This window comes from Streptomyces sp. S.PB5 (assembly GCF_030403745.1).
GTDB lineage: Bacteria > Actinomycetota > Actinomycetes > Streptomycetales > Streptomycetaceae > Streptomyces.
On the sequence record NZ_JAQMWP010000006.1, the window covers coordinates 29,146 to 50,101 of the forward strand.

At 69.4% G+C, this 20,956-nt stretch carries 22 protein-coding genes and 2 pseudogenes; 14 read left to right on the top strand and 10 right to left on the bottom strand.

Features of this window, described 5'->3' with window-relative positions:
* Positions 1 to 264: 264 nt before the first annotated feature.
* The 5 genes from PH203_RS16570 to PH203_RS16590 all read left to right on the top strand — a co-directional run bounded on the left by PH203_RS16570 (position 265) and on the right by PH203_RS16590 (position 5,428).
* Positions 265 to 1,131, top strand: coding sequence for a helix-turn-helix domain-containing protein (locus PH203_RS16570; RefSeq protein ID WP_289920754.1), 867 nt, complete (start codon positions 265 to 267; stop codon positions 1,129 to 1,131).
* A 14-nt stretch (positions 1,132 to 1,145) separates the two neighbouring features.
* Positions 1,146 to 1,811 carry a hypothetical protein gene (locus PH203_RS16575; protein ID WP_289920755.1) on the top strand — a complete coding sequence of 222 codons (666 nt, stop codon included), beginning with the start codon at positions 1,146 to 1,148 and terminating at the stop codon, positions 1,809 to 1,811.
* 301 nt (positions 1,812 to 2,112) lie between these two features.
* On the top strand, positions 2,113 to 3,042 hold the full coding sequence (locus PH203_RS16580) for a DUF2637 domain-containing protein (RefSeq protein WP_289921288.1): 930 nt from the start codon (positions 2,113 to 2,115) through the stop codon (positions 3,040 to 3,042).
* Between the two features lie 332 nt (positions 3,043 to 3,374).
* Entirely contained in the window at positions 3,375 to 3,716 is a 342-nt protein-coding gene (locus PH203_RS16585) for a plasmid mobilization relaxosome protein MobC (RefSeq protein WP_289921290.1), read from the top strand.
* A complete protein-coding gene (locus tag PH203_RS16590; protein WP_289920756.1) occupies positions 3,713 to 5,428 on the top strand; it encodes a relaxase/mobilization nuclease domain-containing protein in 1,716 nt (571 codons plus the stop codon). The genes PH203_RS16585 and PH203_RS16590 overlap by 4 nt, the downstream gene beginning before the upstream one ends.
* A 187-nt stretch (positions 5,429 to 5,615) precedes the next feature.
* Here PH203_RS16590 and PH203_RS16595 read toward each other — a convergent pair whose 3' ends face one another.
* Genes PH203_RS16595 through PH203_RS16605 form a run of 3 tightly spaced genes read right to left on the bottom strand, consistent with a single transcriptional unit; the run spans position 5,616 to position 8,069 of the window.
* Complete coding sequence (locus tag PH203_RS16595) at positions 5,616 to 6,323, bottom strand: WbqC family protein (RefSeq protein ID WP_289920757.1); 708 nt, start codon at positions 6,321 to 6,323, stop codon at positions 5,616 to 5,618.
* A gap of 16 nt (positions 6,324 to 6,339) precedes the next feature.
* A complete protein-coding gene (locus PH203_RS16600; RefSeq protein WP_289920758.1) occupies positions 6,340 to 7,029 on the bottom strand; it encodes a YdcF family protein in 690 nt (229 codons plus the stop codon).
* On the bottom strand, positions 7,026 to 8,069 hold the full coding sequence (locus PH203_RS16605; protein WP_289920759.1) for a hypothetical protein: 1,044 nt from the start codon (positions 8,067 to 8,069) through the stop codon (positions 7,026 to 7,028). Before PH203_RS16605 ends, PH203_RS16600 begins: the two co-directional genes overlap by 4 nt.
* A 120-nt stretch (positions 8,070 to 8,189) precedes the next feature.
* Here PH203_RS16605 and PH203_RS16610 point away from each other — a divergent pair, with 120 nt between their 5' ends.
* From PH203_RS16610 to PH203_RS16635, 6 genes are all read left to right on the top strand, one after another.
* The gene (locus PH203_RS16610) at positions 8,190 to 8,594 is read left to right on the top strand and encodes a recombinase family protein (protein ID WP_289920760.1); all 405 of its coding nucleotides are present in this window, start codon (positions 8,190 to 8,192) and stop codon (positions 8,592 to 8,594) included.
* Positions 8,594 to 8,998 carry a hypothetical protein gene (locus tag PH203_RS16615; RefSeq protein WP_289920761.1) on the top strand — a complete coding sequence of 135 codons (405 nt, stop codon included), beginning with the start codon at positions 8,594 to 8,596 and terminating at the stop codon, positions 8,996 to 8,998. Before PH203_RS16610 ends, PH203_RS16615 begins: the two co-directional genes overlap by 1 nt.
* Positions 8,999 to 9,046: 48 nt before the next feature.
* The gene (locus PH203_RS16620) at positions 9,047 to 10,168 is read left to right on the top strand and encodes a hypothetical protein (protein ID WP_289920762.1); all 1,122 of its coding nucleotides are present in this window, start codon (positions 9,047 to 9,049) and stop codon (positions 10,166 to 10,168) included.
* Positions 10,165 to 10,515: an ASCH domain-containing protein gene (locus tag PH203_RS16625; protein WP_289920763.1), complete on the top strand. Its 351-nt coding sequence runs from the start codon at positions 10,165 to 10,167 to the stop codon at positions 10,513 to 10,515. The genes PH203_RS16620 and PH203_RS16625 overlap by 4 nt, the downstream gene beginning before the upstream one ends.
* Before the next feature lie 197 nt (positions 10,516 to 10,712).
* A complete protein-coding gene (locus PH203_RS16630; RefSeq protein ID WP_289920764.1) occupies positions 10,713 to 11,468 on the top strand; it encodes a phage Gp37/Gp68 family protein in 756 nt (251 codons plus the stop codon).
* 100 nt (positions 11,469 to 11,568) lie between these two features.
* Positions 11,569 to 12,696, top strand: coding sequence for a three-Cys-motif partner protein TcmP (locus PH203_RS16635; RefSeq protein ID WP_289920765.1), 1,128 nt, complete (start codon positions 11,569 to 11,571; stop codon positions 12,694 to 12,696).
* A 236-nt stretch (positions 12,697 to 12,932) separates the two neighbouring features.
* On the opposite strand, the gene PH203_RS16640 is transcribed toward PH203_RS16635, so the two are convergent.
* From PH203_RS16640 to PH203_RS16660, 5 genes and pseudogenes are all read right to left on the bottom strand, one after another.
* Entirely contained in the window at positions 12,933 to 13,301 is a 369-nt protein-coding gene (locus tag PH203_RS16640; RefSeq protein WP_289921316.1) for a hypothetical protein, read from the bottom strand.
* Positions 13,298 to 13,844 (bottom strand): annotated as a pseudogene (locus PH203_RS16645) (replication initiator); the annotation flags it as partial. The gene PH203_RS16640 and the pseudogene PH203_RS16645, both read right to left, overlap by 4 nt.
* Positions 13,845 to 13,853: 9 nt before the next feature.
* Positions 13,854 to 13,975 (bottom strand): annotated as a pseudogene (locus PH203_RS16650) (IS701 family transposase); the annotation flags it as partial.
* Between the two features lie 245 nt (positions 13,976 to 14,220).
* The gene (locus PH203_RS16655; RefSeq protein ID WP_289920766.1) at positions 14,221 to 15,111 is read right to left on the bottom strand and encodes an XRE family transcriptional regulator; all 891 of its coding nucleotides are present in this window, start codon (positions 15,109 to 15,111) and stop codon (positions 14,221 to 14,223) included.
* Positions 15,108 to 15,905, bottom strand: coding sequence for a peptidoglycan-binding protein (locus PH203_RS16660; protein ID WP_289920767.1), 798 nt, complete (start codon positions 15,903 to 15,905; stop codon positions 15,108 to 15,110). Before PH203_RS16660 ends, PH203_RS16655 begins: the two co-directional genes overlap by 4 nt.
* 324 nt (positions 15,906 to 16,229) lie before the next feature.
* On the opposite strand from PH203_RS16660, the gene PH203_RS16665 reads away from it, so the two are divergent.
* Both PH203_RS16665 and PH203_RS16670 read left to right on the top strand, forming a co-directional pair.
* Positions 16,230 to 16,691, top strand: a complete 462-nt coding sequence (locus tag PH203_RS16665; RefSeq protein WP_289920768.1) for a hypothetical protein — start codon at positions 16,230 to 16,232, stop codon at positions 16,689 to 16,691.
* 146 nt (positions 16,692 to 16,837) lie between these two features.
* Positions 16,838 to 17,932, top strand: coding sequence for a peptidoglycan-binding protein (locus PH203_RS16670; RefSeq protein ID WP_289920769.1), 1,095 nt, complete (start codon positions 16,838 to 16,840; stop codon positions 17,930 to 17,932).
* 82 nt (positions 17,933 to 18,014) lie between these two features.
* Here the strand turns inward: PH203_RS16670 and PH203_RS16675 are convergent, their stop codons facing one another.
* Positions 18,015 to 19,382 (bottom strand): BTAD domain-containing putative transcriptional regulator, encoded by a 1,368-nt coding sequence (locus PH203_RS16675; protein ID WP_289920770.1) that lies wholly within the window; start codon positions 19,380 to 19,382, stop codon positions 18,015 to 18,017.
* A 155-nt stretch (positions 19,383 to 19,537) separates the two neighbouring features.
* Between PH203_RS16675 and PH203_RS16680 the strand changes: the two genes are divergently transcribed.
* On the top strand, positions 19,538 to 20,053 hold the full coding sequence (locus tag PH203_RS16680; protein WP_289920771.1) for a hypothetical protein: 516 nt from the start codon (positions 19,538 to 19,540) through the stop codon (positions 20,051 to 20,053).
* Between the two features lie 162 nt (positions 20,054 to 20,215).
* On the opposite strand, the gene PH203_RS16685 is transcribed toward PH203_RS16680, so the two are convergent.
* Positions 20,216 to 20,917: an SRPBCC family protein gene (locus PH203_RS16685; protein WP_289920772.1), complete on the bottom strand. Its 702-nt coding sequence runs from the start codon at positions 20,915 to 20,917 to the stop codon at positions 20,216 to 20,218.
* Positions 20,918 to 20,956: the final 39 nt, after the last annotated feature.

Genomic DNA, 20,956 nt, shown 5'->3' on the forward strand with positions numbered 1-20,956 from the left:
GCTCGCCTGACGGTTCGTTATTTCGGCAGCAGCGGATTCGCGTTTATAGTTTTGGCGATGCCTTGCTCGCAGTAAGCGTTCGCCGTCAGCTGTCCCATTTCTCGGCGGAATGCTGGACTTGTGCGGCATGGATGTGGCTGTCTTGGCTATACGACGCCACCACCCCTCCCTCGCGCCTTCGGCCGGGGCGGTGGGCCACCCCCCTGTGCACAGCCCGACATGGGCCACAGCACCTTCATGCCCTGACCTAGGAGCCGCCGCCCGATGAGCTACGACGCCCGCGAATGGGTGTGGGACCACAGCCGCAGCAAGGGCACCGCCCGCATGGTCCTCGCCCTGATCGCCGACCGGTGCCGCGACCGGCACTGCGTCGCGTACGCGTCCGTGCCCACCCTCATGAAACGCGCCAGCGCCTCCCGCACCGCCGTACGCGACGCGCTGGCCAAGCTGATCGCCGATGGCGAGCTGGTGCCGCTCCCCGACCGCAAGGGGCCGAGGGGAGAGACGTACTACCGGCTCCCGATCGCCGCCCAGTTCCTCGCCGATGAGTCCCGGGAGGGGGACCGGGATCCGGCACCTCAAGGGGGTCGGATTCCGACCCTCGGGGGGGCTGAATCCGACCCTGCTGAGCCCTTCGAAGGGGGATCGGAATCCGGCCCCGGGGAACAGATTCCGGCCCCCAGGGGGTACGGATTCCGGCCCGAGGAGGGTGCGGATTCCGACCCCCAGAACAGAAGAGAACCGAAGGTGAACGGTAGTAAGAGCAGCAGCTCTGCCCCGCTCATCTCCGCCACCGAGTGGCAGATCGACGACAGCGCCCGCTCCTGGCTGCAGCAACACGGGCATCTCGACCGACTCGGCGAGCACGCCCTGCACACCGCCGACGCGAAGTGGCGCACCTACCGGAGCTCATGGAACCCCCGCACCGCCGACGCGTGGGCGGCCGACTGGCGTGCGTGGATCGCTCGGGAACGCACACCCACCCCCGGCCGCCCGAATCTCTACGCCCTGCCCGGTGGCACCCCCACCCCCACCCCCACCCCCACCCCCACCTCACCCACTGGTATGACGCGCGCCGAGGCGCACATGGCCGCCCTGCTCGCCGCCCTCGACGAACCGACCGGAACGTAAGGAGTAACCCGCCCTTGGACCGACGCGAAGTCGCCGCCGCCCTGGCCTATATCGGCCGCCTCGATCCCCGCACCATCCCCACCGGCACGGGCGCTGCCCGTGACCAGATCGCCCAGTGGCAGGAGCTGCTCGACGACGTGCCCTTCGCCACCGCCCACGGCTGGGACATCCGCCAGGTGATACGGGCCCACGTGCTCGACTCCCCGTACCCGATCCTGCCGGTGGATATCGCCCGCAAGTGGCGCGCCTACCGCCGCGACCGCCTGGACCGGCACACCGATCCCACGCCGATCGCCGACCCGGACAACCCCGCCGCCTGGCGCACCGAACTCCTCGGCACACGGCACGCCGTCGCAACCGGCATGGTCGCACCCTCCTCGCACCGACAGCTCGCCAGCGGCCCGCACTCGGGCTTCGGATCCTCCATCCCGCAGGCCGTCCGCGCGGCACTCGCGGCCTACCGGCCCGCGCGTGCCGCCCGCGAAGCTGCCGTCGCCGCCGGACAGCCCGATGCTCTCAGCGTCCCGTGCCGGTGGTGCCACGCCGACCAGGGCGAGCCCTGCCGCAGCCGCCGCCTCGGGCTCGACGGCCACGCCCGGGGCAACGCACCCCGCACAAAGCCGCACCCCACCCGCGTGGACCTCGCCGTGGCGGAGCTGGCGCGGCAGAACGCTGCGTGACAGCCGCCTGACCAGCGCCCCCTCCACCACGCCCCAATCCCACCTTCACCGCCCGTCGGCAACACCAATGCCATGCCCAGGCGGCTTCCTCGGAGACCTCTCCTCCCGCCCGCCTATGCCCACGCTGGAGATATCTGACTTGCCCTCCCCCACCGCGATACCCCCGGCTGCCGTCCCCAGCGTCGGCAGCCACCGCTCCCGCAACTCCCAGCTCCGCCCTCGCCTCGGCCGCCGCGCAGCCGTACGCGCCGGGGCCTACAGCGCGAACCGCGGTGCACGCTTCACCCTCGTCGTCGGCCTGATGGCTGTGGTCCTCATGGCCTTCCGGGTCTCGTGGAACGCCTTGTCCGACGTGGCCCGCGCCATCGGTGCCGACGCCACCGCCGCCCTGTTCTACCCGATCGTGGTCGACGGGCTGATGGCCCTCGCGCTGATCGCCACACTCGTGCTGCCCGACGCCGACAGGAAGTTCGCACTGCGGGTCCTGGCGACCTACACGATCGCCAGCCTCCTGCTGAACTACGTGCACGGCCTCACCCCTGCGCTACACACCACACCGACCCGGTGGGGCCGACTGACCGACTGGAACCCCGCGAACTGGGCCCTCGTACTCCTGGCGACCTCGCTTCCGGTCGGGTCGATCTACTTCGGATCGGACCTCGTCGCGAAGGTGCTGCACCACCACCCCGAGTCGGCTGACTCTGCCGAAGCGGTTGGTCGGCAACCCGACGAGCAGGCCGCACGGTCGACCTCTGACCAGGCCGAATCGGCCGCCGAGCAGCCGACCGGGTCGGCCCCTGTAACGGCCGCCAAGACGCCGGTGCCCAGGCCGACCGAAGCCGACCGAGCGGCCCGCTCTACCCGACCGTCCCGGTCAGCCACCGCGGTTGAGTCGACCGGACCCGCCCCGCGCCGTGCGACCGGTCGGGTCCCCTCCACCGCCAAGTCGGTCGCCGACCGTAACCGCACTGACGCCGAAGTCCTCGCCGAGGCCCGGCGACTGACCGCCGACTGGAGCGACGACCAGCTGACCGCACAGCGCTTGCGCAACGAACTCAGGATCAGCCAGACCCGCGCCCGCGCCCTGCGCAACCAGCTGCAGACCGAACGCATCAACCGGCCAGAGCCCGTCGCTTACGACGGCTTGCAGGCCGGGCCTCTCGATGGATCCGACGATGCCGCCTCCGCGCGCCAGAGGCATCTCGACACAGCCCCCGTCGGCAGCACCTGAACCCGGCAAGCACGCACAGCGCCGCACCCGGCAATAGCACCCCACGGAGAGCCGCCCCGATGCCCGACCCGAACCACGAACTCCCCACCGACCAACAGGAGATGACCACCGGCCTGAACAGCACAGCAAGTTGTACCGGAAGCGATGCTTCCGGAGTTCCCGCCCCGGGGGTGGCGGGAACAGCCCGGCGCCAGGGGGCACCGGACAGTCAGGCTGCGACCGAGGGCGGACCGCACCAGGGAGGTAGGCGGCTGCTCGAGTCCGTGTCGACCAGACGTCAGCGCCCCCGTCTGCCGAAGTCCCGCAAGCGACTGAAGCAGCCCAGCTGCCGTATGAACGACACCGAGTTCCAGCGCTTCACCGACGCCGCCGCCCACTGCCAGATGTCCAACGCAGCTTTCCTCGCCTACGCCGCCGACAGGGCCGCCCGCGACCTGGACCGCACCGCCGCCGAGATCGCGACGGAACGGGAAGTCATCAATGAGCTGTTCGCCGCCCGTCGGCACCTGGGCCGTATCCACGGACTGTTCAACCAGGTCGCCAAGGCCCTCAACTCCGGCGCCGCCGCTCCCCACCTGGACGCGGCGGCCGAGGCGGTCGGCAACGCCGCCCGGCGCATGGAGGACGCCGCCGATGCCCTGCTCGCTCACCGCAACGGAGGTGCCGCTGAGTGATCCCCAGCATCCACGACCGCGGCAGCGAGACGATCGGGCTCATCAACTACCTCTACGGCCCTGGTACCGCAGAGGAGCACATCGACCCGCACCTGGTGGCCGCCTTCGACCCGCTCACCCCCGACCCCGGCCGTGAACCGAAGGCCACCTACGAACAACTCCAACGCCTGCTCGACCAGCCCGTCAATGCCCTGCCCGCCGGCAAGCGACCCGAGAAGCACGTATGGCACCTGTCCGTACGGGCCGCCCCGGAGGACCCGATCCTGTCCGACGAGGACTGGGCGGCCGTCGCCCGCCGCATGGTCGCCGCCACCGGTATCGCCCCCGACGGCGACGAGCAAGCCTGCCGGTGGGCAGCCGTCCGGCACGCCGACGACCACATCCATATCATCGCCACCCTCGTCCGCGACGACGGCCGCCGGCCCCGCCTGCACAACGAGGCCCGCCGCGCCCAGGACGAATGCCGCCGCATCGAAGTGGACTACGACCTGCGCCGCGTGCCGGCCGGGGACGGCACCGCCGCCAAGCGGCCGACCAGTGCCGAACGGCACAAGGCCGAACGCGAGGGGCGGGACCGTACTGCCCGCGAGGAGCTGCGCGAGACCGTGCGCCGCGCGGTGGCCGGCGCGACCAGTGAGGAGGAGTTCCTCGACCGCCTCAGGGCCGCCGGGCTTCTCGTACGCACCAGGGTGCTGCCCTCCGGCGACTTGCAGGGGTACACGGTCGCCCTGCCCGACGACCGTAACGGGGACAACGAGCCCGTCTACTACGCCGGGTCCACCCTCACCCCCGATCTGTCTCTGCCCCGAATCCGCAAACGCTTCTCCGACGGCACCCCGAACCAGGGCCCGGACACCAGGCCCTCCGCCCAGGCCCCGAGCGGGCCCGCGACGGCACGGCGCCGGACGGCCACAGCCGCATGGCAGGCGGTGCTGGTCATCGATCGCGGTGGGGACGCCGAGGTGGCCGCGCACATCACCGCCGCCGGAGAGTTCCTGGACGCGCTCGCCAAGACCTCCGCCGCCCACACACGCGCCGAACTGCGCGAGGCAGCTTTCGTGTTCGAGCGGGCCACCCGCTCCCACGTCCAGGCCGAACGCGGGCACGACCGCGCCCTACGCCAGGCCGCCCGCGACCTCGTCCGCAGCGGCCCCGCCCTCGGCCGCGGAGAAGACGGCGCCACCACGGCCATGGCCATCGACATGCTGTTCTTCCTCGTCACCGCCACCGCCCACTGGCACGCCAAGAAGAACCACGCCCAGCAGGCCGCTGCCGCACGCCAGGCCGCCGAGCACCTGCGCGCCGCCTACCAAGCCGCCGCGGGCATCCCACTGGCAGTGCTGTACCAGCGAGGCCGGCACCTGTCCCAGCCGCTTCGTCAGAGACAGGTTGCTCACCTCCGCCAGGCAGTGCCGGAGCTGGCGGAACAGGCTCTGGCCGAGCCGGGCTGGTTTGCGCTGGCCGCCACGCTCGCCGACGCCGAGGCAGCCGGACACGACCCGGCCGGGCTCCTGGCCGAAGCCGCTGAACGGCGGGAGCTCTCGACCGCGGACTCGATCACCGACGTCCTGGTGTGGCGGCTGCGCCGCATGGCCGATCTGCCCGCCGACGCCACCGCGATGCCCGTACGCGCCTCCACTGCGGAGCCGGGCAACCGCCGCGTCACCCATCCCTTGGCGGGCCGAGACGATCAACCCCGCAGGGCGCGTTGATTCCGGACATACGAAGAGCCCCCGTGCCGAGGCCGATGGGCTAAGTCAGTGGGAGACCTGGGCCTGGCGAACGATCATCGGAGCCGTTGCGGTGAGCGCGCCGCCCCCTCCGAGCCGGAACAGGCGGTGCGGGCGTTTCCTGAGTGAACAGTTCGAGCGTTTACTCAGGAAACGCTCCGCTCGTTTCCTAAGTGAACGGGCGCGATCCGCGGGCGGCGAGTTGGCTCGCCAGTTCATCGGGGCCGACCGCGCTCAGCGCCCAGAGGCTGCTCGCTTGGCGGGCCCACAGCCAGAGCAGGTCATCCACAGGGGTGTGGAAGGGCAGCACGGGAATGCCGTGGGCATCGAAGGGGTCGGCGTCAAGATAGCGCATACCGCCTGTGCCACACAGATAGTGGGTGCTGCCGGTGGCTGCCGCGAGATCCGCCAGGCGCTCGGAGCGACCTGGGCGGGTCGGGATCTCGCTGCTGTCCGACACACCCCCTGTCCAGCCAAGGACCGTGAGCAGGGCAATCGTCGATGCTTTCGCGGCGTCGGCCAGGCGGTCCGAGGTGTCGAGCGTGTCCAAGACCGCGTCGAGGACATTGGACACGGCTTTCCAGTGGGGGCTTCGGCCGTAGTACTGCCGCACCAGCAGATGGACCGTTCTGCGCGAGCGCTGGGGGTCAACGAGCCGCGCCTGGCCGATCAACGTCGAGCGCCCCTGAGGGAGATGCGTGGGCAGCGTGAGCCACTGCTGGCGTGCGGGCTCGTCCAGATCAGCAAGGCGGGCGCGGTGCTGGTAGTCGCGGCGCGCGAACTGGACGTCGTCCAGGACGATCCACCGGTCGGCGGCGTACAACTTGGCCAGCGTGGACAGCCTCGGGAAGAGATTCGGCTGGTGGATCGCGGACACCCCGCCCGGTGGCGGCTCAGGTGCCGATGAGACGGCTGTCGAAGCCGGCCCGCAGAAGGCGCTCGTAAGCGTCATGCACATCCCCCGGTACGTCCTGCTCGACGGCGAAGCCGAGCTTCGGGTACTCGATCACCCGCTGTAGGTCGCCGACGAGCATGTCGACGACGAGCTTCTCGTCACCGATGGACTTGATGTAGTCATCCAGCTCCAGTGGCTCGGAGGCGCAGATGACCTCGGCCTCGGGCCACAGCTTGCGGCAAGTCGCGTAGGAGCGGCGCTCCATATAGGGCTTGGAAATCAGCAGCAGGGAACCGACCTCGACGCCGGCCTCGGCCAACAACTCCCTTGCGAACGTGATGTTCTGGCCGGTGTTCGCGGCCTTCGGCTCCACGAGGATCGCCTCGTCCGGCACCCCCAGGCTCAACGCATGCTCCCGGTAGTGCACGGCCTCGCCGCGCGGGAAGCGGGCCCGGGTGGTGGGGCTGTTGCCGCCGCTGAACACCACGACCGGGAAGAGGCCAGCGCGGTAGAGGTCGGCTGCCGTGGTCGCGACGCCCAGGTCGTGACTGCCGAGGCCAATCGCCGCCGAGCAGGGCCGCAGCTCGTGGCCCATCTGGTGGTAGTTCCAAATCTGTGTCGCGTCGTGGAACTGCTCGTCGGTGATCTGGCGCTGCTGGTGCTGCGGCACTGGCACTCCCTGGCTCATCCTTGCTGGCCCTTTCGGATGCCCTCGATGCTGCGCAGCTGGTGGCTCAGCCCGAACTGCCGGGCTACCTGCGCCGCCTGATCGAGGACGGACAGCCCATCATTCCGGGTCGCCGCATCCGACAGAAGGATGTGCCCGTACGCGGTGTCCAACCGCACGCGCTGCATCGGGGAGTCGACCGTGCCGGTGGTGCGCGCGATGTCGATGTAGTGCAGCGCCTGGTCGAGGTGTCCGGCGCCGCGGTAGGCCAGGGCCAGCTTCTGGTGTGCCACGGACCAGTCCTCCGGCTCACCGAGAGTCTCGAACTCGCAGGTGGCGGCGGCCATGACCTCGGTGGCGTAGTCGTTGTCGCCCTCCTTGCTCAGCGCCGTACCCACCCACAGCCGGGCACGCGCCCGGTCACGCCGGCTCAGTCGCTCGTCCCGGGCAAGCTGCTCGTAGTGGCGGGCGGAGGCTTCCAGCTGGCCGGACATCTCCTGCACCACGGCCAGGGACAGCTCGATCTGGGCCACCCGGCGCGGGATCTCGAGTTCGCAGAACATGCCGCGCGCGGTGAGGTACGACTGGCGGGCGGAGAGCGGACCGAGAATCGCTCCCTGGTCCCGCTGGACATCCCCGAGCAGCACCAGTGAACGGCCGTACAGATACAGGCCCTTGTCGTCGAGGTCCCTGGGGTCGTGCCTGCCCAGCCAGCGGTTGAGCAGCGTCGAGGCGAAGGGGAAGTTCTGACGGCTCACGCAGACCACGGCACGCTCAATGTCCTCGGTCCACGTCTCATAGGCCGCCGGGCGCACGCTCTTCCGCTCCGGGAACAGCAGCGCTTCGAGTCGGGCATGGGCCGCGGAGTCGGCGCGGGCGAGGGCCGTGTCGAGGATGGCCTGCGTATCGGGCCGGGGATGTGTTTCGGCGCCCAGGCTCTCCCACTTGGCCACCGTGCGCAGGGCCACGCCGAGGTGGTCGGCGAAGGCGCGGGTGCTCATGCGCAGCGCGGCACGCAGGGCGCTCGCCTCCCGGCCACTCCACTGCTGCACGCTGACCACGGATTACCTCCCTCCGTCACGTATGGAAGCACTCTCGGTGACCATGCGGGGCTCGAAGTGCAACGGAAGTACAACAGCAGGTCATTTCAAGGCCGTTCGCAACGGCCGACGCTCTTGGTCATGGACGACGAACCCATCACCGAACTCCGCTCCGTCACCGGCCCGCGCGTCTTCGGCTACCTGCGCCACATCACCGGCAGCGCAGCCCGCCACACGGCGCTCACCGGCTGCCTCACCGAGTACTGCCGTAGCCACGAGCTGACGCTGTGCGGCGTCTTCACCGACCGCGAGCCGACCGTCACCACCCGTGCCCCCGCCTTCATCGGTCTGCTCGACGCCCTCGAACTGCCCGACGCCTACGGTGTCCTGGTACCCGCGCTCGGCCACCTCGGCCCCAGGCCAGTTGCCGCCGAGCGCAAGCGGCAGATAACAGCAACCGGCGTCCGTCTGATCGTGGTTCGTTCCGCGAGACCACAAGCGGGCAGCAAGCGCCTTGTCCGCCTCCAGCAGCATGGAGGCACCTGATGTCTGTACGTACCGCGCTGCGCCGCGCCCCGATGGTCGGCGACATTCCCGGACTGCGCATGCTGCAAGTCGGTGACGAGTGGGACCTCGTACGAACGTCCGCGGAGGTCGGTCTCCTGGCCCTGGACCACCTGCGTGCCATCGGCGCCCCGATCGGACCGGTGCTCTACGACGGCCCCCACGAACGCCTCTACTACGCGATCCAGACCGGCACCACCGACCGCGACTGGGGCGACCTTCCGGTCCGGCGCCTCTCCCGCAACTCATGGCTCGTCGCACCCGGCCTGGAGCTGATGGACGACTGGTTCGGCGGCTGGTGCGAGCTGCCGGACGACGACACCCTCACCGACCCGAGCCTCCTGCGCGCCGCACTCCAACACCCGTACGTGGCCGACACCCACTAGGACGCGACCACGCGCCCCCCGTTTCGACCCGACCGCAAGGGGACATCCGTGACGACCCACCCCGTCTCCCCGAATACCGTCCTGGCCAACGCCCTGCTCCGCGCCGAGGACGTCCTGACCCCGCGCATCCTGGCCACCCCGCCGGCGCGGATCGTGCTCGTCGTCGGCACCCAGATCAACGGCGCCCCGCACATCGGCACCTCCCTCGTGCAGTCCCTGGCCTTCGCGATGGCGGCCCGCCTGTGCGACCGCTTCGGCATCCGCACCGAGGTCTTGTTCAGCGCCCTCGACAACGCCCCGTACCAGTTGGCCACCGACCCGGTCAGCGGTCACCACTACCAGCGGGCGTATGCCCAGGCCGCCGACACACAGGCCGTCACCGACCTCGTCGACGCCCTCTACCAGCCCCTGTTCACCACCCTGTCCCGGCGCCTGGGCATCCCCTACCGCATCGAGACCTACACCCAGCAGCAGGCCGACGAGCACTTCCGCCGCACCTGGCTACGGCTCCTCCCCCGCCTCGACGCCGCCCGCTGGTGGCTCTCCCCCTCCACCGGCACCCCGCACCTCCGTATCCCCTGCCCCCAGCCCGGCTGCGGCTGGGCCGAGAAACACGCCGAGCGCACCCTCGTACACCTCACCGACCGCGACACAGCCACCGTCGCCGCCATCTGCCTACACCACGGCCCCTACCAGGCCGCCATCACACCCACCGCCGGCGCCTACCTCGACCTGGCCACCCTGTACCGCAACCTCGTCAAGGAACTAGCTCTGACCAACCCGCGGGAGGGCGGCACCTTGCACGTCATGGTCAAGGGCGGTGACTGGATCTTCGGCTCCCTCCTCATCGACGAGGCCCTCCAAGCCGTCGGTCTCACCCGCGCCCAACTCCCCGCCCGCCTGTTCTGCCCCCAGGTCGTCACCGACACCGGCGCCAAACTCTCCAAGTCCCTGATCCGTGAAGGACGCGCCACCTTGCCGACAGGCGGGGCGGACTGGATGCTCGACACCCGGCAGTGGCCCGGCAACGTCACCGAGTACACCGAGCAACTGCTGGCCCTGACTGAAACGATGCTCTCCGACCCCCGCCATTTCTTCCGCTCGTACTCCGCAGCCGAGATCGGCCGCATGATGACCGCCCCAGCGCCCAGGAGCGTCCCCGCGCCATGACCGACACCACCACCCGCGTCCGCGAACTCAACCTCTACCGGCAGTACTTCGACCTCGTCGCCGCGGGCACCAAGACCGTCGAGGTACGGGTGAAATACCCGCACCTCACCGACCTCGCCGCAGGCGACACCATCCGCTTCCGTATCAAGGGCACCGACGAGACCTGCGAAGTCAGGGTCATCAGGGTCACTGAGTACGCCGACTTCGAGGCCCTGCTCGACGACGAGGGTCCGGCCAACGTTAACCCGACCGCCACCCGCGACGAGCAACTGGCCAACATTCGCGCCATCTACCCACCCAAGAAAGAAGCCCTCGGCGCGCTCGCCATCGAGATTGGTCTCCTGTAGCCCTGATCTACCGGTCGCGCGCCCCAGCCCTCAGACCGAACCGTGCCACCAACACCCCCTTCACAGAACATGCGTTCGACGTGAAGGATGGGGGCGATCGCGTGCCAGTTCGGCACGTCGCTCGTTAGGCAGCGCAGTCGAGGCGCCGGGCGGACAAGCGCTGATGGCCCTTGTCCGCCCGCTACGGGAGGGGACCCATGGGCGATCGCAGCTCAATCGAGTGGACTGAGGCGACCTGGAACCCCACCACGGGATGCGACCAGGTCTCTCCCGGATGCGACAACTGCTACGCCCTTACGTTATCCAGGCGACTCAAAGCCATGGGCGTTGCCAAGTACCAGGCTGACGGAGATCCCAGGACATCCGGCCCAGGTTTCGGCCTCGCGCCGCACCCGGACACGCTGGCCATTCCCCGCCAGTGGAAGGCCCCACGGATGGTCTTCGTCAATTCCATGAGCGACCTCTTCCACGCCAAGGTCCCCCTGGACTTCGTTCGGCAGGTGTTCCAGGTAATCGCCGAGACACCTCAGCACACCTACCAACTACTGACCAAGAGAGCCCGCAGACTGCGACGGGTAGCCGGCGAACTCGACTGGCCCCCCAACCTATGGATGGGTGTCTCCGTCGAAGACGCCGACCACCTCGATCGTGTCGATGACCTACGCCAAGTTCCGGCTGCTGTCCGCTTCCTGTCCTGCGAACCGCTGCTCGGTCCACTGACCGGTCTGCGCTTGGACGGCATCGGCTGGGTCATCGCCGGCGGGGAGTCCGGCCCTCATCACCGCCCCGTGCGGGAGGAGTGGCTGGTGGACATCCGCGATGCCTGCAACGAGGCCGAAGTGCCCTTCTTCTTCAAACAATGGGGTGGCCGCAGCCCCAAGTCGGGCGGCCGTGAACTCGACGGAGCAACCTGGGACGAGATGCCTCCCCGGCTTCCTGCCGCAGTTCATTAACAGCCAAAGTCCAGCAGGCGCCCGTACGCACTCTGGTGGCATATGGCAACGGTGTGTGACCCTCTCCCCAGCGGGGCCGACGGGAGTAGGGGGAGCGGTCGTGGCCGTACCGAAGGAAGCCGTGTGGGATCGCGATCCGCACACGGCAGCTAAACATGACTTATTGAAGCGGTACTTGGAAGCATGGGCGCCGATCCTGCTGTCACGGCATGACGTGATCAGCTACGCGGAGGGCTTCGCAGGGGCGGGTGTCTACAAACAGGGCGAGCCTGGCTCCCCGGTCATCGCCTACGACGTCTTCGCCGATGCTCTGCAGAGGTTCCCGAAGCGTATCCGCGTGATCCTGATGGAAGAGGATCCACGCCGGGTACAGGAACTGCAGCGCCAGATGGCGCGCGTCCGCACGCGGCGCACGGAGGACATCGCCAACCGCCTTGCCGTGGACATACGTCACGGAGACTTCCACCCTGCCCTCTTGCACAAGCTGCGGGGCATCGGCGCGCTGGGGAAGCCTCTCTTCGTCCTGCTGGACAGCTTCGGCGGACCCGACATCCCGTACTCGCTGCTGCACGAGTTGGGGAGCCAGCCCAGCACCGAAGTGATGGTGACCTTCGCGCCCAGCTTCCTCACCCGGTTTGCCGAGAAGCACGACGGCCACCGCCAACTCGGCGACGCAGCCTTCGGCAACCAGGAGTGGCAAGCCGTATTCCAGCAGCCTTCCTCGCACAAGCTCACGTTCCTGCGCGAGCAATACCGGGGCACATTGCGCCAAGCTGGCTTCACGCACACGCTGTACTTCGAGATGGTCGACGAGGGCAACAGGAAGCTCTACCTGATCTTCGGCACCCGCCACGAACTGGGACTCGAGAAGATGAAGGACGCCATGTGGAAGGTGGACCCTTCCTACGGCGTCCGCTACCGCGACCCGAGGGACACCCAGCAACAGATGCTGGAGCTCGTATTCGAACCGGACACGGCTCCGCTGCGGCGGATCCTGCGTGACTACATCTCCGAAGCCCCCGATGGGCGAACCATCCCAGAGCTCAAGCGCTACACCCTCCTGGAAACCGTCTTCCGGCCTGCCCAGGTGATCGAGGCCGTCCGACAGCTACGTGAGACGGGCGCCGTGACGACGGACCCTCGTGCCATCAACACCAACACCCGAGTCCGCCTGGCGGTGACACCGCCAACTAGCCGTCCGTCGGCCGAGCAAGGCGCCCTCTGGTGACAGGTCCAAGGGCACATCCAGGGCACAACCGGTCCGTGTGCTCGTGCAACAGCACATTCCCGACCGCGCTCGCCCCGGGAGGCCGAACAGTTCATCAGCTCCAGAGTCTCTGCCATTCGCCTCCGAGCTGCTGGCGTGCCCATAGCGTGCCCTTAAGAGCGGACAGCAACGGTAAACAGCGGCGCAGACAGCCCTACCCGGGGCGGCCACCAAGCCACATAACCGCAGGTCAAGCATCATGTGACCTTGCAAGCGCCGTCGCTTCCCAAGCTGAGAGCGCGAGTTCGATTCTCGTCACCCGCTCCACGACTAAGGCCCAGGTCAGAGACCCGGGCCTTTTTGGTGGTTGCCGTGATCAGTGGTCGCGTGTCAGAACGTTGATCGTCTGGATCAACGGTGTTGTCATCTGGCGCGGCCGCAGCTTCCTGCGCTTGCTTCTCTGCTTCCCGGCGTGCCTTGCGAACGGTCGCGTCGAGCCCGGCAGTAACTTCCCGCTGTCGATCGTCGCCGGAGTGCTGGTAGATCGGCGCCGCCTTCTCCGAGGACTGCCCGTTCGTGCCGAGCAGCTCGGCAACCTGGTCGACGGACAGGTAGCGGTCGTTCATGTGGTCGGCTCTCTTTCCGTTCCGGCAGCGGGTTCGAGGGATGCGGCGAGCCGCTGCTCACGACGGCTGAGACCAGTTCCGGCGAAGACCCGGTGGGCGAGGACGAGCGTGGTTTCGTCGTCCTGCGGGACGGCCTTGACGGCCGGGGCGGCTTGTGCGCGGCCTCATACGGTGCGGGCGTCGCGGAGGGCGCCGAGTGGTGGAGCAGCGGCGGGACTTGGTGGAGAAGTGGCCGCGGAATTCGAGCATGTGGGCCCAGGCACGGAGCCGGAGGTCTGCCGGCTCGGGGCGTGCGCCGAGGTCCCAGGCGGTGCGGATCATGCGACGGGCACGGTCGGTGATCCAGGCCCCGGCCGGCTCGGCGAGGAACTTGATCGGCCGGTCCAGGGTGCCGGTCGCTGTCCCGGCGCCCTTGGTGGCGTACTTCGCGATGTACGTGGCCACCGCCCGCTCAGCGAGCTCCTGACCGCCCTCGAAGTCGGCCGGGCTGATCGTGCGGACGTCGAGCTGACGGCCGAAGGCAAAGGTGTGTGTCCGGCTGTCCTCGTGCCGCAGACGCTCGACGACAACGCCGCGGATGTCGTCCCGTACCGCGTCGGCATCCCACCTGGCCCTCGGCAGCAGGTGCTGCAGGCCGTACGGGTCGCGTCCCCGGCCTGCTCCGCAACCGTCCAGCACATCTCCGAACCGCCGTTCGAAGGGCCGGCCAGGCTGGAACCGTTCCTCCGGACGTACAGGGCGACGGCCTCCGACGCCGTCCAAGTCCCGTTCGGCCCGGCGTTCCCAGGTCCGGACGAAAGCCTCCCGGACCGCATCCTGCGCCTCGGCGAGGTGGTCGCCTGTCATCGCATACAGCCGGCCGATGAGTCGGCCGACGTTCGCGGCGTAAAGGCGTCGAACTCGTCCCCAGGGCCTGACGCTACTCGCGAGAGCCTGACGCCACTGGACGTGAGGGCAGCGGGGTCGTGGTGGCGGCCCCGCCCAGGCGGGCCTCGAAGCACTCCCGTTCGCCGTCGGCCGACGCGGGCCGGAAGCAGGCCCGGACGGTGCTGCCGGGACGGACCTCGGTCATCTCCGTATAGATGAAGGTTGCCGCGTCGTCCTTGTTCCCGATGCGCACGCTGTGGGTCGGGCCGCCTGCCGTGACGTCCAACCGGTCGCCGATCTCGGTCCCCCAGGTCCGGGCCCAGCTGGCACCGCACTTCTTGCTGTGGCGCAGCTCGACGTGGGCGCCGGTGGCCGTACGGTACGAGGCGAGGGTGTCGGGGCCGATGCCGCAGATCAGGCGCATCGGGTCCCGGCCCTCGCAGGCGGCTCCGTGGCATTCGGGCGCGAGGGAGAACGGGACGGAGGCCGTCGGCGGTCCGTCCTCCTGAGCCTCCGAGTCCGGCAGCAGGAGGAACAGCAGGGCCGCGGCACCGCCGACGATCACGGTGTACGCCGACACCAGCGCCAGCAGGAGCCTGCCTCTGCCAAGTCGCCGCCGCTCGGTCCCGGCGGGCGTCGGCGACTGCTGAGGTTGTGGCCGCGGCGACTCGTCCGCGGGAGGGTCGGGTGCGGAGGCCACCGCGCGTCCGCTCCAGTGCGACTCGGCGATCTCCCACAGGGCCAGCAGCCGCCCGTCCGGTTCGTTCGCGAGCCGGCACAGTTCCTGAACGGCCTGGCGAGGAGGCAGGCTCTTGCCGTTGAGGTAACGCTCCCACGAGGACTTGCTGTACGCAGTCCGCTCCGCCAGCGCCGCCAGGCTCAGCCCCGCACCGGCCCGCAGCTCCCGCAGCGCCGCGGCCAGCCGGGCGTGTTCCGCGGTCACTTCGCATCCGCCGATCGCAGGGCCTGCCAGGTGGGCGGGTCGATGACTCCGTTCACGATCAGCCCGTTCTGCTTCTGCATGCGCTCGACCGCTCGCCGCGTCTTCGGCCCGAAGACGCCGTCGATGTCCCCTGGCGCAGTGCCCGCCCGATGCAACAGGCACTGCGCCTCGGCCACTTCGAGCCCCACTTGGGTGTTGGACAGGAGGATGTCCGTGGTCCGGCTCAGGCCCGCGTACCAGCGGCCGTCACGCTGCTCCAGCCGACAGGTGTAGATGACCGGCACCAGGGACTCCGACACGGTGGCCGGGGCCGTCGTGACAGCATCGCCGCGGTTGTGCGCGAGTTGGGCACGGGCCTCGGTGAGCCGCACGGCCAGCAGGAGCGCGACGGAGACGGACAGCACCGTGACCACGGCTCCCGCCGTGACCGCGGCGCGCAGGTGACGCGGGTACGGCTGCTGCTCCGTCGGGGGGTGTGCCGGTGCCGCGGAGAGGTTCTCGGGGTCGTCGATGGTGACCACCCGTCCCTCCGCCCAGCGTTGGGCGGCGATCTCGTGCATCACCAGCAGCCGGGACGGATCGTCACCGCCGACGCGGGCCATCGCCTCGACGGCCTCCCGGGGCGGCAGAGACCTGCCGTTCAGATATCGCTGCCAGGACTTCGCGCTGTACCCGGTCTTCGCGGCAAGTTGACGGGTGCTCAGTTCGCTGTGGTCCTTCAGTCTGCGCAGTCGCACGATCAACTGGTGGACGTGTGGATGCAGTTCTGCGGGCAGTTCTTTCCAGCGCGACACGCTTCCCCCCACTCGCGTTCGGGATCGCAGGCCCGGCCTCCGTGTCCCCGGGCTCATTCTGCATCAGCTGTCACGGGGATCACACGGCGGCCACGCCGCCCTGCTGCGACTCAGCCCTGGCGCGGAATCCGCCATTCCCTCTCGCCGTGGTCTCGCCGCAGGGACACGGCGGGTGACATCTCTGCAGGTCAGTGGGCGGGACGTCCCGGGACGAGGTCACTTCGGCGTCAGCTGTGGCCGAGCACCGCGCCGAACCCGCAGTCTCGTTGCGGAGCCGGCCGGTGCGGTCGGCTCTGCCCGTGCCACCTCACCAGGAGTGATCCCATGAAGCTGAACGGAAAGCTGTCGGCGACCCTGCTCACCGCCGGACTGGCCGCGACCTTGACCCCGCTGGCAGCCTCGCCCGCCTCGGCCGCCAGCATGCACGGCTGCACGTACCCGCGTGTGTGTCTGTACGACGGCTCCTACCAGAACGGCAGCATCTTCAGCTGGTACCAGGACACCTCCTACCAGGCCGTCATCGGCGGAGGGAACCGGGCGGACGCGGTCGTCAACACCCGTAACGACGACTCCGTCTGGCTGATCGACCAGGGCGCCTCCCCCGACGCGTACCTCTGCATCCCGCGGAACACCGCCGCCAACCTCGGCAACTACGCCCACCCCAACGGCGGCACCTGGGCGAACGACGTCGACGCCATCAAGATCTGGGGCGACCCCGACGACGGGAAGTGCAGCGGCACCTACCAGGTGCAGCAGGGTCGCGTCGCCGACGGCTGGCGCCCCTGACACACGCGGCCCGTCCCCTCGTGCAGGAGGGGACGGGCCGCGTGCGTCTCCTCCGGCCCACCCGGTGATCCGGACGACAAGCATTCCGAGCCCTGGTCGGCCCACTCGGCTCGGCGTGCCACAACAAAGAGAAATACGGGGGAATCATGTCTCTTCTCAGCCGACTCACGCGCCACGCGCAGGTCACTCTCATAGGCGTCGCCGCCGGAGGTGTCGCGGCCACGATCGCCGTCGTACCGTCGCTCGCCGACAGCGACTCCTTGAAGATCGCGACGGTCGCCGCCCAGCAGGAGACCGCCTACGGGCCCGAGCCCGAGGCCGACAGCAAGCTCGTCACCCAGGCCGACGCGCTGTCGACCATGGCCGCGGCCACCCTTTCGCCCGACACGATGATCAACCGGGCCCGTACCTGGCTCACGGCCGACAACGGAGCCCCGGTCCCCTACAGCATGGAGCGCACTTGGAAGGACGGCTACCGCCAGGACTGCTCCGGCTATGTCTCCATGGCACTTGGACTGGGGGCGCCCGGCCTGAACACCGTCGGGCTGGCCGACCCGCGAAACGGCGTCACCACACGGCTCAGCAGCATGAGTCAGCTCAAGATGGGAGACCTGCTGATCGACTACAGCACCACTGACGGCGATTTCCGACACGTAGTGATCTTCGAGAAGTGGGCCGACACGTCGCACAGCGCCTACTGGGCCTACGAACAGCGCGGTACGTACGGCACGACCCACCGGCAGCTCAGTTACGGGATCGGCAGTGACAACTACGACCCCTTCCGCCCGGTCAAGCTGGGTGACGGCGGTGGCGGCGGGGAGCTCCCGGCCCCGGGTGTCTCCTGGCCGATCCTCCAGAGCGGTTCCGAGGGTGCGGACGTGCGGTCCGCCCAGCGGCTGCTGACCGCGCGGGGCTACACGCTCGAGGCCGACGGCATCTTCGGCCCGAACACCCGCTCGGCGGTGATCCAGTTCCAGAAGTCCCAGTCCCTGGCCGCTGACGGCGTCATCGGTCCGAACACCTGGTCGAAGTTGATCAAGACGCTGCAGTACGGCTCGTCCGGCCAGGCGGTGATGGCCGCGCAGACGCAGCTGAACGTCTACGGCTACGGCCTCGCGGTCGACGGCGAGTTCGGCTCGAAGACGAAGTCGGCGGCGGTCGCCTTCCAGCAGAACCACGACGTGCAGGTCGACGGCATCATCGGCCCGGAGACCTGGCGCGCCCTGCTCGGCACCCGCTGACGCGAGCGGTCCCGGCGGCCGATCGTGAACGCGGCGCCGGGACCTTCTTTCCTGCTGCACGCCACGGCCCTTGCGGTGGCGGTCAGGGCTGGTCGGTGCCTGGGGCAGTGTCCGCGCTGGAGGTCCGTTTGCGGCCGCAGGTCGCCAAGCTGCACCATCTGCGCCGACCGCTCGCGTCGAGGAACAACCAGCCGCAGTCCTCACTGGGGCAACTGCGGACCGTGAAGCGCCGTGGATCCGCAAGCAGTCCGCCCGCGCTATGGGCAACCGCGCACACGGGCAGGCGCAGACCGGCGGAGGGTGAGGGCTGCCAGCGTCCGAGGCCGTCCTCGCCACGGGTGAAGACCGAGTGCCTGGCAGCGTCCTCCACCGCGCCGGCCACCGCCTTGAAGGCACGGGCGTCCTCCGGATCGGTCAGACAGGCATACAGGTCCGTACGAAACTGCCGAGCCTCGGCGAGCGCGGCGGCAGCCTCGTCAGGGTGCCGCAGCGCCTGTTCCCGCAGCCGAGTGACCGACCTCTCCTCGACCAGGTCCATATGGCCGGCCCATACGGCCAGCGTGGCGTAGCCGCGCAGCCACTCCGATCCCGGCAGCCGGTCCCCGCCCCAGCCCGCGTAGGTGTTGCAGAACTCCAGCGCGGGGTCCCCGCTCGTGCTCCATGGCAGCCATTGGTCGTCGACCCGCACCGCGTACACGGGTCCGGGAGGCCGGTCCAGCCGGTGGTCGCCATGCAACATGCGGTCGTGCAACGTCTGCAGTTCCGCGCCCGGTTCGATGCCGAACTCGGTCACCAGCACCTTGCGTGTGCTGCGGTACAGCTCGAGGGCGTCGCCCTGGCGGCCGCCGCGGTAGAGGGCGGTCATCTGGGCAGCGATCAGCCGTTCCCGCCCTGGGTGCTCCTCGGCCAGTGGGGTCAGCTCCGCCACGACGCGGTCGTGCAGACCCATGGTGAGCTGTGCCTCCGCTCGCCGCTCCACGGCGGTCAGGCGCAGTTCGTCGAGGGGACCGCCGAGGCGGGTGCGCAGCCGGTCGTCGGCCACGTCGGCGAGCAGCGGGCCCCGCCACAGCCCGAGGGCCTGGTCGTAGAGGCGGACTCGCTCCGCGGGATGACCGGCATCGGCCGCCTGCCGGACGAGGAAGGTGAACTCCTGCGCGTCGATCGTATGAGGGCCCTGCTCGACGGCGTAGCCGTCATGCCGGGTTTCGACCTGCACCCCGTACGGCTTGAGTGCGGCACGCAATCGACCTACGTAGGTGTGGACGGTGGCGCGGGCCGATGCGGGCGCATCGCCGTTCCACAGCAGGTCGATGAGGCGCTCGGTCGTCACGGCGCGGCCCGCGTGCAGCAGCAGGACCGACAGCAGACACCGCTCCTGGCGGCGGCTGCCCATCAGCACCTGTCGTCCCTCGTGGCAGGCGGCGAAAGGACCTAGCAACTGGAACTCCATGGCGCTCGGCAGTTTAGTGGGGACGAGCGTCCGCGGTCCGTGCCGGTAGTGGTAGCGGTAGTGGCAGTGGTGAGGGTTTGGTCAGAGGCCGACGGGACACTGGCATCCGCCTCTTCGGCGGAGCCTTCCTTTCACCCGTCTGACCAGGGAGAGTCATGCGACGAACCGTTCTCGCCCCGCTGGTGCTTGTCGCCGTGCTACTGGGAGTGCAGCCCACGTCGGCCGCGTCCGCCGCAACCGGCACCGGGTGGGAGCCGGCGCCCTCCGCGCCATGGGACGTCGGTGCCGGCCTGCGGTGCGACTTCCCCGTGCACGGCGAGCCCGTCATCGACGAGGTGATGCAGCGCGTCCTGGAGACCTACCCCGACGGCAGCGTGAAGCGTGTCGCGTACAAGGGCGATCTGGTCGTACGGGTCACGAACACCGACACCGGTGCCTTCTACGACGCCGACGCGAGAGGCTCGGCCATCGTCGAGCACCGGACCGACGGCTCCCAGTTCTGGGCCGTGCACGGCCCGGTGCTGGTCGGCATCGGCGAGGGCAGGGGCAACCTGCCGCGCGGCCTGTACATCATCGACGGGGTGTACACCATGGACATCAGCTCCGTCGGGTACAAGACCGTGAACCTGGTGCACGGGACGACGGACGACCTCTGCGCCCGCATCGACTGACGTCTGCCCGCACCTGCGGCACCGGCGCCGCGGGTGCGCAGGGCCCGAGATACCGGCGTCGCGTACAGGTACATGCGGCAGTGATTCAAGCCGCTGATTGCGGCTGACAGGTCGTCCGTACGGCCATGGTCCACAGCGGTGCGAGCCGTGGCGAGGCCCCGGTCAAAGACCTCGGCCTGTTTGCTGTTCGGCGGTGGTCTTCAGATCGTGCAGCCATGCCTCGAGGCCCGCGCCGAGGGCCGCGGTCGCGGTGGGGACGTCTGCTTCGACCTGGGTGCCGGTCCAGGTTTCCTCGGTGTGGACGTGCACGCCGTCCTTGGCCTCGCGGAACGTCCACAGGTGGATGCCCTCGTCGATGCGCAGCCCCTCACCGGTCGCGGGTCCGCTCCACAGGATGCAGTTGTGGCGCCGGAGTTCCTGGACGGTGGAGGTGATGGTGAGTGTGGTGGCGGGGGTCGTGGGGGTGGCGGGCGTGGGGGTTGTCCACCGGAACTGCGAACCCCTCTTCAGGCGGCCGGGATCGAGGCGTTCGGCGGTGGTGACAGGGGGCTGCCAGGACGGCCAGCGTGCGACGTCCGTCTGCAGCTTCCAGACAGTGCTCAACGGTGCCTTGATCACGATGTCGGACTCGTAGCGGATGAGGGCGGTGGTGTCGACACCTCGCCCGCCGCACCGGGACGTATCGCCGTGGGGGGCGACGGCGGCCTGGGCGGTCGGGATGGTGCTTGCGAGAGCGGCGGCTGCAGCGAGCGCGACCGTGACCGTGACCGCGGGCTTACCGGCGCCAGGTCGGCGCCGAAGGGTGCGCGGGTGCAGGGGGCGGGCGTGCCGGTCGGGGGCGTTCGACGGGCTGGTGCTGAACATGGTGTTCCTCTCGTGTCGTGTCGTTGTGGTGATCGGATC